At 67.0% G+C, this 15925-nt stretch carries 13 protein-coding genes; 5 read left to right on the forward strand and 8 right to left on the reverse strand.

The window, feature by feature from the left end:
- Positions 1–34 precede the first annotated feature (34 nt).
- Positions 35–2653 (forward strand): beta-mannosidase, encoded by a 2619-nt coding sequence (locus AB1281_RS08025; protein WP_430345536.1) that lies wholly within the window; start codon positions 35–37, stop codon positions 2651–2653.
- Positions 2654–2738: 85 nt separating this feature from the next.
- Here AB1281_RS08025 and mtnC read toward each other — a convergent pair whose 3' ends face one another.
- The 5 genes from mtnC to AB1281_RS08050 form a co-directional block, all read right to left on the reverse strand.
- Positions 2739–3434 (reverse strand): acireductone synthase, encoded by a 696-nt coding sequence (mtnC, locus tag AB1281_RS08030; RefSeq protein WP_049444925.1) that lies wholly within the window; start codon positions 3432–3434, stop codon positions 2739–2741.
- Positions 3435–3437: 3 nt separating this feature from the next.
- Entirely contained in the window at positions 3438–3995 is a 558-nt protein-coding gene (locus AB1281_RS08035; protein WP_430345537.1) for a 1,2-dihydroxy-3-keto-5-methylthiopentene dioxygenase, read from the reverse strand.
- A gap of 92 nt (positions 3996–4087) precedes the next feature.
- Positions 4088–4729 (reverse strand): methylthioribulose 1-phosphate dehydratase, encoded by a 642-nt coding sequence (locus tag AB1281_RS08040; RefSeq protein ID WP_119006184.1) that lies wholly within the window; start codon positions 4727–4729, stop codon positions 4088–4090.
- 533 nt (positions 4730–5262) lie between these two features.
- On the reverse strand, positions 5263–6690 hold the full coding sequence (locus AB1281_RS08045) for an amino acid permease (RefSeq protein WP_049424691.1): 1428 nt from the start codon (positions 6688–6690) through the stop codon (positions 5263–5265).
- Between the two features lie 82 nt (positions 6691–6772).
- The gene (locus AB1281_RS08050) at positions 6773–8248 is read right to left on the reverse strand and encodes an amino acid permease (RefSeq protein WP_430345538.1); all 1476 of its coding nucleotides are present in this window, start codon (positions 8246–8248) and stop codon (positions 6773–6775) included.
- A gap of 133 nt (positions 8249–8381) precedes the next feature.
- Between AB1281_RS08050 and AB1281_RS08055 the strand changes: the two genes are divergently transcribed.
- Positions 8382–8996 (forward strand): NUDIX hydrolase, encoded by a 615-nt coding sequence (locus AB1281_RS08055; RefSeq protein ID WP_083663045.1) that lies wholly within the window; start codon positions 8382–8384, stop codon positions 8994–8996.
- 78 nt (positions 8997–9074) lie between these two features.
- Here the strand turns inward: AB1281_RS08055 and serA are convergent, their stop codons facing one another.
- Positions 9075–10316, reverse strand: coding sequence for a phosphoglycerate dehydrogenase (gene serA, locus AB1281_RS08060; protein WP_014037034.1), 1242 nt, complete (start codon positions 10314–10316; stop codon positions 9075–9077).
- A gap of 169 nt (positions 10317–10485) precedes the next feature.
- Between serA and AB1281_RS08065 the strand changes: the two genes are divergently transcribed.
- The 3 genes from AB1281_RS08065 to AB1281_RS08075 all read left to right on the forward strand — a co-directional run bounded on the left by AB1281_RS08065 (position 10486) and on the right by AB1281_RS08075 (position 14145).
- Entirely contained in the window at positions 10486–11874 is a 1389-nt protein-coding gene (locus AB1281_RS08065) for an FAD-binding oxidoreductase (RefSeq protein ID WP_430345539.1), read from the forward strand.
- Positions 11875–11936: 62 nt separating this feature from the next.
- Positions 11937–12236, forward strand: coding sequence for a DUF2388 domain-containing protein (locus tag AB1281_RS08070; protein WP_430345540.1), 300 nt, complete (start codon positions 11937–11939; stop codon positions 12234–12236).
- 10 nt (positions 12237–12246) lie between these two features.
- Positions 12247–14145: a DUF4105 domain-containing protein gene (locus tag AB1281_RS08075; RefSeq protein ID WP_430345541.1), complete on the forward strand. Its 1899-nt coding sequence runs from the start codon at positions 12247–12249 to the stop codon at positions 14143–14145.
- Here AB1281_RS08075 and AB1281_RS08080 read toward each other — a convergent pair.
- Positions 14123–15199, reverse strand: coding sequence for an ATP-binding protein (locus AB1281_RS08080; protein WP_430345542.1), 1077 nt, complete (start codon positions 15197–15199; stop codon positions 14123–14125). The two genes, AB1281_RS08075 and AB1281_RS08080, sit on opposite strands and share 23 nt — an antisense overlap.
- Entirely contained in the window at positions 15199–15915 is a 717-nt protein-coding gene (locus tag AB1281_RS08085) for a response regulator (protein ID WP_170871718.1), read from the reverse strand. The genes AB1281_RS08080 and AB1281_RS08085 overlap by 1 nt, the downstream gene beginning before the upstream one ends.
- Between the last annotated feature and the right edge of the window lie 10 nt (positions 15916–15925).

Raw genomic sequence — 15925 nt, forward strand, 5'->3', positions numbered from 1 at the left:
CGGGCCGAGCCCGGCGGAAAAACAGGAGCATCACGTGCATCGCCTTTCCCTCGTTGTCCGTCTGTTCCTGCTGCTGGTCGCAGCCTCCGCCTTCCCGGCAACTGCAGCGCCTCTGCAGGCACAGTGGGAGTTCCGCATGCTGCCGGGTGACGCGCAGGGCGCTGCGCATCCGGGTCTTCAGCAATGGCGTGCGGCGAAGGTGCCGGGCAGCGTGCACACCGACCTGCTCGCTCACGAATTGATCCGTGATCCGTATGTCGGTGCACCCGAGGCCGAGCTGCAGTGGATCGGCTTGGCTGACTGGGAATACCGCGCCCGCTTCGACGTGGACGCCACGACGCTGGCCAAGCCGAATGCCGAGCTGCGCTTCGACGGGCTGGATACCTATGCCGAGGTCAGCCTCAACGGCAAGCCGCTGCTGCGTGCGGACAATGCACACCGTACCTGGCGTGCACGCGTGGACGGGCGGTTGCGTGCCAGGGGCAATGAACTGCAGATCGTGTTCCGTTCGCCGATCCGCACCCTGCTGCCGAGTGTGCAGGCAATGCCGCACAAGATCGCTGGCAATTACCCGTCGCCGTATGGCGATGAGCCGAAGGACGCGATGGTCGGCAACTTCGCGCGCAAGCCGGCCTACCACTTCGGCTGGGACTGGGGCCCGCGTTATGTCACCGCCGGGGTCTGGCGCGGGGTCGACCTGCAGGCCTGGGACGCGCACCGTCTGACCGATCTTGCCGTGCGAACCGATGCATTGAGTGCAGAGCAGGCGAAGCTGGTGGTGCTGCTGCAGGTGGAGCAGGGTGCTGCTGCGGGTTCGGCCTTGGTGAATGTGGATGTGCGTGATCCGGAAGGCCGCAACGTGGCCCAGGTGCAACGCACGGTGCTGCTGAAGCCCGGCCAGAACACGGTTGAGCTGCCGGTTGAGCTGGCCACGCCGCGGCGCTGGTGGCCGGTGGGCCAGGGTGCGCAGGATCGCTATACCGTGCAGGCTCGCCTGGATGATGGCGCCGATGCAGCACTGGCGCGCGAGCAGCGCATCGGCCTGCGCACGGTCGAACTGCGCCGCGAAGAAGACCGCAAGGGCGGGCAGGGCTTTGCCTTCGTCATCAACGGCGTGGAGATCTTCGCCAAGGGCGCCAACGTCATTCCGTTCGATGCCTTCCCCGCACGCGTCGATGCCGCACGCCTGCGCCAGGTGCTGACCGCCGCGCGCGACGCCAACATGAACATGCTGCGCAACTGGGGCGGCGGCTACTACGAGGACGATGCGTTCTTCGACATCGCCGATGAGCTGGGCCTGCTGGTCTGGCAGGACTTCATGTTCGGCGGCGGCATGCAGCCGGGCTACGATCCGGCTTTCCGTGCAAGCGTGGTGGCTGAAGCACGCGACAACGTGCGCCGGCTGCGTCATCACCCCAGCATCGTGCTGTGGTGTGGCAACAACGAGGAAGAAACCGCCTGGAAGGACTGGGGCCACGGCCGCGACCTGAAGGCGGCCGACCCGGCATTTGCGGCGAAGGTCTGGCAGGGCTACGTCGACCTGTTCGGCAACGACCTGCGCCAGGTGGTGGGCGAGGAAGGGCTGGGCGTACCGTACTGGTCCAGCTCGCCCAGCAACGACCTTGACGAGAAGGCCAACGATTCAACGCGTGGCGACAAACACTACTGGCAGGTCTGGGGCAATCCGGCGTTGCCGGTGCAGGCCTACCTGCGCGAGACCCCGCGCTTCATGTCCGAGTATGGGCTGCAGGCGTGGCCGTCGGTGGCGACGGTGGACCAGATCGCCACCCGCGCCGAGCAGCGCATCGACAGCCCGGTGATCCGCGCGCACCAGAAGTTCATGGCCGGCGAGGGCAACAGCCGCCTGCTGCACTACATCGAACTGGGCTACGGCACGCCGAAGGACTTCGAGGACTTCGTCTACCTCAGCCAAGTGATGCAGGCCGATGGCATCGCGCTGGCGGCGCTGCATCATCGCGCCTCGCGGCCATACACGATGGGTTCGCTGTACTGGCAGCTCAACGATGTCTGGCCGGGCGCCTCGTGGTCCAGCGTGGATTACTTCGGCCGCTGGAAGGCGCTGCATTTCGCCGCGCGGCGCTTCTTCGCGCCAGTGACGGTGGCCGCGCTGCGCGACGAGGGGAGCACGCGGGTGCGCCTGATCAACGACGGTGCCGCACTGGATGCACGCTGGCGGCTGCGGGTGATGGACGTGGAAGGGAAGGTGCTGCGCCGTCGCGAGGAAGCGGTGACGCTGGCGGCGTCGGGTGTGACCTCGATCGGTGATTTCCGCGATGCCGACTTGTTGGCCGGTGCCGACCCGAAGCGCACCGTGGTGGTGTTCGAACTGCTGCAGGATGGCAAGGTCAGTGCGCGCCAGGTGATTGGCTTCGTCGAGGCCAAGGACCAGGTATTTCCGCGACAGACGCTGAAGGCCACGCTGTCCATCGAAGGTGACCACTATCGCCTGCGGCTGGAAAGCACGGCGTATGTGCGCGCGACGTGGATCGATTTCGGCGCGCTGGATGTGCAGGTCGAAGACAACCTGCTGGACCTGCTACCGGGTGAAACGCGCGATATCGCGGTACGCGGCCCGGTGGATCTGGTTACCCTGCGCGAAGCGCTGAAGATGAAGACCCTCAACGACCGTTGAGCAAAAAAGGGGACGGAGGGGATTAAGTCGTTTGTGGCACACATGGGCACAAACGACTTAATCCCCTCCGTCCCCTTTTTCTTGCTTACAGCTGGATCTGCTGGAAATTCTCGACCCGTTCGTGGCCGTTAGCGGCCTGGCCGGTGCGCGGCAGCGGGTAGTCATCCAGGCGATCGATCAGCCGGGTCTGCAGGCCGGCTTCGCGGGCAGCATCCAGTTCTTCCACCACATCCGACAGGAACAGGATCTCGCCGGCCGGTACGCCGATGGCCTGTACGATGCGGCGGTAGCTGTCGGCCTCACGCTTGCCACCGATCTCGGTATCGAACCAGCCGGACACCAGCGGGCTGAGGTCACCGGCATCGCTGAAGCCGAAGAACAGCTTCTGCGCCGGCACCGAGCCGGAGGAGTACACGTACAGCGGCAGGCCGGAGGCGTGCCAGCCGCTCAGTACCGGCGCCACTTCCGGGTAGAAGTGCGCGGTGTAGTCGCCACGGCGGTAGCCTTCGTCCCAGATCAGCCCCTGCAGCGCCTTCAGTGCGGTGTGCTTGCGGTCCTGGTCGATCCAGCCCTGCAGCGTCTCGGCTACCAGGCTGTCCTGGCAGGCGCCACCGATCTCGGTGGCTACTGCATCCAGCCAGCGGCGGACCTCCGGCTGCTGGCCATGTTCGGCGACGAACGCGGGCAACGCCTTGCGGGCATAGGGGAACAGCACGTTCTTGACGAACGAGATGCTGCTGGTGGTGCCTTCGATGTCGGTCAGGATGACGCGGGGCTGCATGGATCAGGACGCCTGGGTGGGTACGTAACGGGGGAACTTCTGCGCGATGTCGGTGCCGGTGAAGTGACCGACCCAGCCATCCGGTTCGGTGAAGAAGCGGATCGCCACGAAGCTGGGCTCGTCGCCCATGTCGAACCAATGGGTGGTGCCATCGGGCACGGCGATCAGGTCGTCCTTCACGCACTCGATCTCATAGACCTTGTCACCCACGTGCAGGGTGAACAGGCCGGAACCTGCGACGAAGAAGCGCACCTCGTCTTCCTTGTGGAAGTGTTCGTCGAGGAACTTCTTGCGCAGCTCGGCGCGGTTCGGGTTGTCCGGGGCGATCGAGGCCACGTCCACGCTCTTGAAGCCGCGCTCGGCAACCAGGCGGTCGATGTCGACGCGGTAAGCGGCGAACACCTCATCCTGGCTGGCGCCCGGTGCGACCGGTGCGGTGGCCTGCCAGCGCTCGAAGGTGACGCCGATCTTCTGCAGCTCGGCAGCGATGACCGCGCCGTCCTGGGTGTCCAGCAGCGGCGATTCGGGGCGGGTGTCGTCGTAGATTCGCAGTCGGCTCATGGCGGCAGCTTGAACGTCTCGGGGGGAAGACAGGGTAGCAGGGTGGGCACGAGGTGCAGATTCCGGATCGGCATCTGCACCTGCGTGCGGGTTCAGCCGCGCAGCTTGCGCAGTTCCAGCTCGCAGTGGAACAGGAACTCGAACGCTTCCAGGTGGCGGCGTGCCTCGGCCATGTCGCGGCCCCAGGCATACAGGCCGTGGCCGTCGATCAGGTAGCCCCACAGGTTCTGCCGGTCGAGCAGGTCATCGACCTGCTTCGAAAGCACGTTCATGTCCTGGGTGTTGGCGAACACCGGCACGTCGATGGCCATCTCGTGGGTGCTGTTGCCGGCGAAGGCCTTCAGCAGCTCGTAGCCTTCCAGGCGGATGTGGCCCTGCGGCGCGTACAGGCGTGAGGCGACGGTCTGCACCGGCGAATGGGTGTGCAGCACGCAGCCGATTTCCGGGAAGCGGCGGTACAGCTGGGTGTGCAGCAGGGTCTCCGCGGACGGGCGCAGCGGGCGGCCGACAGCCAGGCCGTCGAAGTCCACCACCATGATGTCGTCCTCGATCAGGCGGCCCTTGTCCTTGCCGGAGACGGTGATCGCGGCGTGGCGGTCGTCCAGGCGGTGGGAGAAGTTGCTGCTGGTGGCCGGGGTCCAGCCGGCATGGGCCAGTTCGCGGACGTTGTCGATCAGCAGCTGGGCCAGTTCGCTCAGGCGCGCGGTGTCGTAGGGGAAGGTGGGGGTGGTCATGCCGGGGATTTTACTGGATTCGGCCAACGGCTGAGCCCCTCGTGGCGGGTCGTGTAGAGCGGTTCATGGGCGGGGCGTGGCGGGTGGGCCGTGCAGGGGACGCTGCAAGTACGTCCATGTAAGCTCGATGGCGCCATCCATGGCGCCAACGCCCCTGCACGGTCCACCCGCCCCGCCTCTGACAGGTTCCGGCGTACGGCCAGCCAGGGAGTGAAGAAGGAAAGGCAAAAGCGGGTCGCTTCGCTGCGCTTGCTCGGAGCGGAGCATGGCTCCGCTCTACAGAAGATCCATTCCCCGGACAGAATGCATCCACGCATGGCGTGGATCTACTGGACGTGCCAGGAGACTGTCGGAGGTGGGGCGGGTTGGGTTCGCGGGGGTGTCCGCGGCATGGATGCCGCGGCCAAGCCCCCAGGGACGGGTTCACGGCGTCCCCCGCGAACCCAACCCGTCCCGCCAAACCCTCAGTCCAGCTGTTGCTGTTGACGTTGCTCCGGCGGGTGCAGGGCCGCAGGCCCTGCAATGCAAAAACACTACTTCACCCGCAGGCGGCTGTGCCTGAACCCGTAGCAGAAATAGATCACGAAGCCGACGAACGTCCACACGCCCATCAACATCCAGTTGTGCATCGTCATCGCCGACAACAGGGCAAGGCAACTCAGCACGCCCAGGCTGCAGATCAGCCACGCCATCGGCATGCGGAACGGACGCGGCAGGTCCGGCTGGGTGCGGCGCAGGATCAGCACGCCCGCGCACACCGCTGCGAATGCGATCAGCGTGCCCATCGAGGTCAGCTCGCCGAGGATGTCCAGCGGGAACAGCGCCGCCAGCAGCGCGATGCCGATGCCGGTGATCACCGTGTTGATGTGCGGGGTGCGGTACTTCGGGTGGATCTTGGTGAACACCGGCGGCAGCAGGCCGTCGCGCCCCATGATCATGAAGATGCGCGGCTGGCCGATGATCATCACCAACACCACCGAAGACAGGCCGACCAGCGCGCCGACCTCGACTACCCAGCGCAGCCAGCCCAACTGCGGATGCGCCGCCACGGCAGTCACCACCGGCTCGTCGGTGCCCAGCAGCTGGAACGGCACCAGGCCGGTCATCACTGCGGCCATGGCGATGTACAGCACGGTGCAGATCACCAGCGACAGCATCATGCCGAACGGCATGTCGCGCTGCGGGTTCTTCGACTCCTGCGCCGCCACCGACACCGCCTCGAAGCCGATGTAGGCGAAGAACACCATCGCCGCTCCACGCAGCACGCCTTCCATGCCGTACTTGCCCGGGCCTTCATTGGCCGGAATGAACGGAGTCCAGTTGCTGGTGTCCACGTACTTCCAGCCGACCACGATGACGAGCACGATCAGGCCGGTCTTCAGCACCACCATCGCCATGTTCATCGCCGAGGACTTGCTGATGCCGACGTAGCACAGCCAGGTCAGCAGCAGTACCAGCGCGGCGGCCGGCAGGTTGGCGATCGCGCCGGTCGGGCGCAGCTGCGCGTCGAGTGGCGCGCTGACCAGCGCCGCCGGTAGATGGATGTCGAACTGGCTGAGCAGGCTGAGGAAATAGCCGGTCCAGCTGACCGCGACCGCCGAGGCGGAGACGCCGTACTCGAGCACCAGCATCCAGCCGATGAACCAGGCGGAGAGCTCGCCGAAGGTGGCGTAGGTATAGGTGTAGGCACTGCCGGAAACCGGCACCATCGAGGCGAATTCGGCGTAGGCCAGCGCGCAGAAGGCGCAGCAGATGGCGGCCAGCACGAAGGACAGCATGATCGCCGGGCCGGCGTGGTTGGCGGCGGCCTGGCCGGTGATGACGAAGATGCCGCCGCCGATCACCGCGCCGATGCCGAGGGCGGTCAGCCCCCAGGGGCCGAGGTGGCGGCGCAGGCTCAGGCCGTTGGCGTCTTCATGGGCGGCATGCGGGTGCTTGGTGGCCCACAGTTGCTTGAACATGTGTGGTGGTCTTGTCGAAGCGCGCCATGACCGGCGCGCGGGGAAAACGGACGGGCCGGCGCGAGGCCGGCCCGTAGGCGGATCAGGGCGACTTGGCCAGCTTGCTGTTGCGGATGCCGTAGCCCAGGTAGATCAGCAGGCCAAGCAGCGTCCAGCCGACGAACAGGTGCCAGTGCACCACGAACGCCTGCCAGAACAGGAACAGGCAGGTGGCTGCGCCGAGCGGGCAGATGATCCACACCGCCGGCACGCGGAACGGGCGGTGGATCTCCGGCTTGGTATAGCGCAGCACCAGCACGCCGATGCAGACCGTGGCGAAGGCCAGCAGGGTGCCCATCGAGACCAGTTCGCCCAGCACGTTCAGCGGCACCAGGCCGGCCAGTGCGGCGGCGATCACGCCGACCACGATGGTGGCGACGTACGGGGTGCGGAAGCGGGCGTGGACCTTGCCGAAGAATTTCGGCAGCAGGCCGTCGCGGGAGATGGTGTAGGCGATGCGGGTCTGGCCCATCATCATCACCAGCACCACCGAGGACAGGCCGGCGATGGCGCCGATCTCGACCAGGGTCTTCAGCCACGACAGGGTCGGGTAGGGTTCCAGCGCGGTGGCCACCGGCTTGTCGGTGCCCAGCAGGTGGTACGGCATCATGCCGGTCAGCACGGCACAGACGATGATGTAGACAATGGTGCACACGGCCAGCGAGCCGAGCAGGCCGATCGGCATGTTGCGCTGCGGATCCTTGGTCTCGCCGGCGGCGGTGGAGACCGCATCGAAGCCGATGTAGGCGAAGAACACGATGGTGGCCGCGCGGAACACGCCGCTCCAGCCGAACTCACCCGGCACGCCGGTATTTTCCGGGATGAACGGCTGCCAGTTGGCCGGGTCGATGTGGGCCGCGCCGATACCGATGAACAGGCAGATGACGGTGACCTTGATCGCCACGATGATCGCGTTGACGAAGGCCGACTGGGTCACGCCCACGTACAGCAGGCCGGACACCGCCGCCACGATCAGCACCGCCGGCAGGTTGAACAGCTTGCCGGAGGAGATGAACTCGCTGCCGGTCCAGGCAATCGGGGCCGCGCTGAGGGCATCCGGGAACGGCATGTGCAGCGTGGTGGTGATGAAGCTGATCAGGTACGCCGACCAGCCCACCGCGACCGAGGCCGAGGCGAACAGGTACTCCAGCACCAGGCACCAGCCGATGAACCAGGCCATGCCTTCGCCCAGGGTGGCGTAGGAGTAGGAGTAGGCACTGCCGGAGACCGGCATCATCGCCGCGAACTCGGCGTAGCACAGGCCCGCCAGGGCGCAGGCGAAGCCGGCGATCACGAACGACAGCATCACTGCCGGGCCGGCGTGGTTGGCCGCGGCCTGGCCGGTCAGCACGAAGATACCTGCGCCGATCACCGCACCCACGCCAAGCAGGATGAGGTGTTTAGCCGTGAGGGTCCGTTTCAACGTGGCTTCGCCGTCCAGGCTGCCTTCGATGGGTTCGCCAGCATCGACGTGCCCGGCCGGTTCAACCGGCTTGACCCTCAACAGAGCTTTCAGCATGCAGTACTTCCTAGTGATCGGATTGGGTGGGTCGCCGATACGTTGCCGGCAACCCTGGAATGGTGAAGGCCGCGCGAACGGCCCGCTGTACCTTAGCCAAAGCTGAAGCCAACGCACAAGCGCAATCGCAACAATGAACGGCGATAATGAGCAGTATTTTTCCAAACGCCGCCCATTCATGAGCCAGACCGCCGAAACCCTTGCCGTGCTTGACGATCGCCTGCGTGGCCTGCTGCGGGACTATGCCCGCCGCGAGCCCGCCCACGACGCACTGGCTGCCGAATTCGGCACATTGTTGGACGATCCGGAAGATCCGTTCCGCCGCGAGCGCCTGGCCGGCCACTTCACCGCCAGCTGCTGGCTGGTCAGTGCCGATGGCCAGCGCCTGCTGCTGACCCACCACCGCAAGCTGCAGCGCTGGCTGCAGCTGGGCGGCCACGCCGACGGCGACCGCGACCTGGCTCAGGTGGCGCTGAAGGAGGCCGAAGAAGAATCGGGCCTGAGCGGCCTGGTGCTGGAAGACCCGGCCATCTTCGATCTGGACAAGCACTGGATTCCGGAGCGCAAGGACGTGCCGGGGCACTGGCACTACGACGTGCGCTTCGTGATCCGTGCGCTGGGCGGCGAAGCCTTCGTGCTCAGCGAGGAGTCACTCGACCTGGCCTGGCGGCCAGTGACCGAGGTCGCCGCCGATCCGGAATCTGACGAATCCATGCAGCGCATGGCGCGCCGCTGGCTAGCGCGTTGAGGTAAAAGGGGACGGAGGGGATTAAGTCGTTTATGGCGCATGTGCCGCAAACGACTTAATCCCCTCCGTCCCCTTTTCTCAGTACAGGATGCGCGTGCGCAGCGTGCCCGGAATCGCGGCCAGCTCGTCGCGCACGGCGGCGGCCTGTTCCTCGCTGGCGGTGATGTCGATCACCACGTAACCCACCTTCGGGTCGGTGCGCAGGAACTGGCCGTCGATGTTGACGTTGTGGCGCGAGAAGATCTCGTTGACCTTGGACAGCACGCCCGGCACGTTCTGGTGGATGTGCAGCAGGCGCAGGCTGTCGGCGTGCTCGGGCAGGGTTACTTCCGGGAAGTTGACCGCCGACAGGGTGCTGCCGTTGTCGCTGTAGCGCACCAGCTTGGCCGCCACTTCCACGCCGATGTTGTCCTGCGCTTCCAGCGTGCTGCCGCCCACGTGCGGGGTCAGGATCACGTTGTCGTGGCGGGTCAGCGGCGATTCGAAGATATCGCCATTACCCTTCGGTTCGACCGGGAACACGTCCAGCGCGGCGCCGCCGACATGGCCGCTGGCCAGGGCCGCGTCCAGCGCATCGATGTCGACCACGGTGCCGCGCGCGGCGTTGATGAGGTGCGCGCCCTTGCGCATCTTCGCCAGCTCGGTGCTGCCGATCATCCACTGCGTGGACGGGGTCTCCGGTACGTGCAGGGTGACGATGTCGGCGCGTGCCAACAGGTCGTCCAGGCTGGCCGCTGCACGGGCATTGCCCAGTGCCAGCTTGGTTTCCACGTCGTGGAAGATCACCTGCATGCCCAGCGATTCGGCCAGCACGCCGACCTGGGTGCCGATGTGGCCGTAACCGATGATGCCCAGCGTCTTGCCGCGCACCTCATGGCTGCCGCTGGCCGACTTCGACCAGCCGCCGCGATGGCATTCGGCGTTCTTCTGCGGAATGCCGCGGGTCAGCATGATCGCCTCGGCGATCACCAGTTCGGCCACGCTGCGGGTATTGGAGTAGGGCGCGTTGAACACCGGGATGCCGGCCAGCTCGGCCGCGTCCAGGTCGACCTGGTTGGTGCCGATGCAGAAGCAGCCGACCGCGATCAGGCGCTTGGCCTCGGCCAGCACTTCGGCGCTGAGCTGGGTGCGCGAACGGATGCCGACGATGTGCGCCTCGGCGATGCGCGCCTTCAGTTCGTCCTCGGGCAGCGCCTTGGTGTGCGCTTCGATCTGGCTGTAGCCGGCGGCGCTGAACACCTCCACGGCGGTCTGGCTGACCCCCTCCAGCAACAGCACGCGGATATCCTGCTTCGGGAACGAGGTCTTCTTCGGCGACATGGGGCAACACGGCCAGTGGGACAGGGGCTGACCACTATGCCAGATCGTGCCGCCCATGGTGCAGTGCGCAATTGGTTGCATCGGTAGCTATCTGCATGGCTGCGGGGCTGGACGCTGGCGCGTGCCGCTGGCACGCTTGCCCGTTCTTCACGCACCGCGCTGGACCGTCATGACCGATTCCCGCATTGCCTCGCTGCAGCAGGCCTGTCCCGGCCTGAAGCTGAAGACCGACCCGGCCGACCTGGAGCATTACGGGCGCGACTGGACCCGGCGCTGGACGCCGGCGCCGCTGGTGATCGCACTGCCGGCCACGGTCGAGGAAGTACAGGCGGTGATGCGCTGGAGCGCAGGCGAGGGCGTGGCCGTGGTGCCGTCCGGTGGCCGCACCGGCCTCTCGGGTGGCGCGGTGGCCGCCAACGGCGAGCTGGTGCTCAGCCTGGAACGGATGAACAAGGCGCTGGCCTACGACGCGGTCGATCGCACCCTGGTGGTGCAGGCCGGCATGCCGCTGGAAGCCGTGCACAACGCCGCGCTGGACCACGGCCTGATCTACCCGGTGGATTTCGCCGCGCGCGGGTCCTGCACGATCGGCGGCAACATCGCTACCAATGCCGGTGGCATCCGCGTGATCCGCTACGGCAACACCCGCGAGTGGATCGCCGGGTTGAAGGTGGTCACGGCCGATGGCCAGCTGCTGGAACTCAACAAGGGCCTGATCAAGAACTCCAGCGGCTATGACTTCCGCCAGCTGCTGATCGGTTCGGAAGGCACGCTGGGCGTGATCGTCGAGGCGACGGTGAAGCTGACCGATCCGCCGCCGGCCAGCAATGTGATGCTGCTGGCCGTGCCCAGCTTCGAGGTGCTGATGCAGGTGTTCGCCGCGTTCCGCGCGCGCCTGCAGCTGCAGGCCTTCGAATTCTTCACCGACCGGGCGCTGGAGCACGTGCTGGCGCATGGCGCGCAGGCGCCGTTCGACGAGGTGCATCCGTACTACGTGGTCACCGAGTTCGCGGCCAACGACGAGGCACAGGAAGCCGCGGCGATGGCGGCCTTCGAGGATTGCATGGGCAACGGCTGGGTCAGCGACGGTGTGATCAGCGCCAGCGATGCCCAGGCTGCCCAGCTGTGGCGCCTGCGCGAAGGCATCACCGAATCGCTGGCGCGCTACACGCCCTACAAGAATGACGTCTCGGTGCGGATCTCGGCGATGCCGGCGTTCCTGGCCGAGACCCAGGCACTGATCGGGCAGGCCTACCCGCACTTCGACGTGGTCTGGTTCGGCCATATCGGCGATGGCAACCTGCACATCAACGTGCTCAAGCCGGACGACACCAGCGACGCCGATTTCGTGGCGCAGTGCGAGCACGTGACCAAGCTGCTGGCGCAGGTGCTGGCCCGCTTCGATGGCAGCATCTCGGCCGAGCACGGCATCGGACTGGTCAAGAAGGGCTACCTGGACAGCACCCGCGGCCCGGCCGAGATCGCGCTGATGAAGGCGGTCAAACGCGCGTTCGATCCCGAAGCGCGGCTGAATCCCGGCAAGCTGTTCGACGCCTGATCCGGGCAAATCCTTCACGTACCCGTTACGCTCCACGCATTCTCACAACCGGCTTCGAACCGATGACCCGTCCGCTTCTGCTGCTTGCCCTGCTGTCCCTGCCGCTGGCCGGCTTCGCTTCCAGCTTCGCTGGCACGTCGGCCGGCTCGGCCACCGGTGCGTCCTCCGGTTCGTCGGGCAGCAGCTCGGGCGATGACAAGGTGGTACTGGCTGCGCGCGACGATGCCGCTGCATTCGTCGCCAGCGACGGCCAGATCCGTGGCGCCCGCCTGCAGGCGGCGCTGGTCCACCTGCGCGAGCAGAGCACCGCCGCACAGCAGAAGAGCGACCTGGAACTGGCCCGCGCGCTGCTGGCGCGTTGATCCGGGCTGCATGACCCCGGCGTCATCGCTTTCTGTAGAGCCGAGCCATGCTCGGCTGAACGCCCAGCGCACGCGGATCGCAACAGCAGCCGAGCATGGCTCGGCTCTACCGTGGTTTGGGCGGTGGAACGCAGCCACGCATGGCGTGGCTCTACTGCTGATCGCCCACGTCGCGCATGCAGCTGATCGCCTGCAGCTCGACCCGTCTGGTCTCGATCCTGCGCAGCAGCAGCTCGCCAGCCAGACCCTGGCCGACGTGCAGTCACTGCTGCCGGAGGGCCTGCTGCGCGCTTTGCCGGCTCAGGTGCAGGTGCACTGGAGTGATGACCTTCCCGCCAAGGTGCACGGCCGCGCGTTCGGCGGCCGCATCACGTTGCGCCGCGATCTGCTGGATGACGGCATGCCCGGCGCCCGCCGTGCGCGCCGCAGCGCGCTGGTGCACGAGCTGACCCACGTTGCAGACCGTGGTGGTGCGAACTGGTCGCAGAGCATGCGTTGGCGTGATCTCGCGGGCTGGCAGCGCAAGCCCTGGCACCTCGGCCGTGGCGGCAACGATTTCCATGACCGCAGCCCGGATGTCTATGAGCTGACGAACCCGGCCGAGTACCTGGCCGTGAACGCCGAGCATTTCGTGCTCGACGGCGAGTTCGCCTGCCGGCGTCCGGCGTTGGCGCAGTGGTACCAGACGCATTTCGGAACACCGCCGTCGCTGCCACAGCCGCAGTGCTCCACGACGCTGCCCTTGCTGCAGGCCGAATCGGAGGAGGGCGCGGCATCGCTGCTGCAGCTCGACCCGGCGCGCGTCTACGCGGTGGACTACCTGTTCGCCGAAGGCAGTGCGCAGCCGATGAGTCGCTGGGGCCACAGCATGCTGCGGCTGGTGATCTGCAAACCGGGGCGCGCACCTGGGCCGGATTGCCGCCTGGACCTGGAGTACCACCGCGTACTGTCGTTCCGCGCCTTCGTAGGTGACGTGCAGATTTCCAACTGGCGCGGGCTGACCGGCGGCTATCCCTCACGGCTGTTCGTGCTGCCGCTGCAGCAGGTGGTGGACGAGTACACCAAGGTCGAGCTGCGCGGGCTGCAGTCGCTGCCGCTGCAGCTGGACCGCGGCGAAATCGCCAGCCTGCTCGAGCGTACCGCACAGGTGCACTGGAGCTATGACGGGCGCTATTACTTCGTCAGCAACAACTGCGCGGTGGAAACCGCGAAGCTGCTGCAGGCCGGGGTGCCGCGCCTGGGCGAGGCCGGGTTGGCCCAGCTGAGCCCGCGTGGCTTGAAGCGGCGACTGGTGCGGCTGGGCGTGCTCGACGAGGGGGTGCTGACGGACCGCAATGCAGCGCAGGCGCAGGGCTACTACTTCGCCTCGGCGCGCGACCACTACCAGCAGTTGTTCGCAGTGGCCGCGGCCCAGCTGGCCTTGCCCGCGCGTGATGTGCGCGGCTGGTTGAAGCTGCCTGCGCAGCGACGGGCACCGTGGCTGCTGCAGGGTGACCTGCGCGCCAGTGCCGGCCTGTTGCTGCTGGAACAGGCCGCGCAGCGGCGCGCCGAGCTGCGCGCACGCGATGTGCTCAAGCGGCAGCTGCTGGCCGCACCGGACAGCACTGGAACGCGCAGCCTGCGGGGCTTGCTGGAGCAGAGCGGGCAGTGGCTGCGCCCGGGGACGCTGCTGCAGGAGGGCGGCTATGGATTGCCGCTGGGCGACGAGCAGGCGCTGCTGTCCGAGGCCGTGGCCACTGCCAGTGCGCAGGCGGTCCCGGCGTGGCAGGCATTGCGTATCCAGCTGCGCCAGCAGCTGCCGGTGAAGCAGCGCAACGAAATGGATGCGATCGATGCCAATCTGGCCGCACTCGGTGCACACCTGCGCACGCAGGCAGCCCGTCCGGCTACTGGCGCGGCAGTTCGATGACGAAGCGGCTGCCGCCGGCGCTGCCCGGGATGCAGTAGACGCGGCCACCGTGTGCATCGGCAATGGCCTTGACCACCGCCAGGCCGAGCCCGCTGCCGCCGCCCTGGCGCGAACGCGAGCCATCGGCACGCATGAACGGGGTGAAGATATCCGTGTGCAGTTCCGGGTCGATGCCCGGGCCCTCGTCTTCGATCGAGACCTGCACGTGGCCGGGCGTGTCGTGCACGGCGATCCGTACCTTGCCCGGGCTGGCGTAGCGACGCGCGTTTTCCAGCAGCGCCAGCAACGCCTGGCGCAGGCGGGTCGGGTCGCAGTGCGCGTTGTGTTCCTCGCGGCTGGTTTCCAGCTCCAGCACGAAGCCGGCGGCACGGAACTGCGGGTCGACGAGGGTCATCACCGAATGCACCTCGGTCACCACGTCGGTGCGCGCGCGGCGCACGTCCAGCCGCGCATTGTCGGACAGGCTCAGCACGCGCAGATCCTCGATCAGCCGTGACAGCCCTTCGACCTGGGCCAGCAGGCTGCGAAACTGGGATTCGTCGGGTTGGAACACGCCCTCGGCCAGCCCCTGCAGGCGGCCGCGCAGGATCGTCACCGGCGTGCGCAGCTCATGGGCGATGGCAGCGTGCCACATCGCACGCTCGCTCTCCATGTGCTGCAGGCGGCGCGCCATCGCATTGAAGTCCTCGACCAGGGTCGCCACTTCGCCCGGCGAATTTTCCTCGACGCTGGCGCGTGCACCCAGGTCGCCGCCCGCGAGCGCACGCACGCTGTCCACCAGCGAATTCAACGGCGACAGGATGCGGTGGGCGAGGCGGAACGAGGCGGCGATGGCCAGCGCCAGCCCGGTCAGGATCACGCCCACCATCCATGCCAGTTCCGGCCCGGTCGGCAGCCAGCTTTCCGGCTCCTCGGCACTGCCGGGGAAGAACTCGACCAGCACCGCATACAGCAGCCACGATGACAGGATCATCATTACGATGACGCCGATCACCATCAGCGACATCGAAACAATGATGTGGCGGCTCAGCCCGGAGCGGCGCAGGGGGGCCATCAGCGGTCGGCCATCAACCGGTAGCCGACGCCACGCACGCTGGCTGGGACGTTGACCATGCCCACCTCATCCAGCTTGCGACGCAGCTTGCTGACATGGCTGTCGACGGTGCGCTCCAGTGCTTCGCTTTCCGGCAGGCATTCGTGCATCAGTTCGCTGCGGCTGAAGATGCGGGTCGGCGCCAGTGCCATGCAATGCAGCAGCTTGAACTCGGTGAGGGTGAGCAGCACTTCGTGGCTGTAGCCTTCGCCCTCTACATGCACGGCGTGGGTGGCCGAGTCGATCAGCAGCGGGCCGACGCGCAGCGCGGTGGGCGCGTCCACGCGTGAGGCGCGCAGCGTACGCCGCAGCACGGCGCGCACGCGCGCAGCGACCTCGGCAGGGTTGAACGGCTTGACCACGTAGTCATCAGCGCCCATCCGCAGCGCGGTCAGCTTGTCCAGGTCCTGGTCCAGTGCGGTCAGCATGATCACCGGCGTCTCCCCGCGCTGGCGCAGCTGGGTCAGCACGCTCCAGCCGTCCAGGCGCGGCAGCTGCACATCGAGCAGGACCAGGTCGGGGCGGGCGCTGCGGTGCAGGTCCAATGCGCTGTGGCCATCGGCGGCGCGCAGCGTGCGCAGTCCTTCGCGTTCCAGGTAGGCGCAGAGAATGTCGGCGATCTCGGCCTCATCCTCGACGATCAGGACGAGGGCGGCGAGGGCAGGGGAGGCATGCATGCAGGGGCGG

This window comes from Stenotrophomonas sp. NRRL B-14846 (assembly GCF_050473585.1).
In the GTDB taxonomy this organism is placed as follows: domain Bacteria; phylum Pseudomonadota; class Gammaproteobacteria; order Xanthomonadales; family Xanthomonadaceae; genus Stenotrophomonas.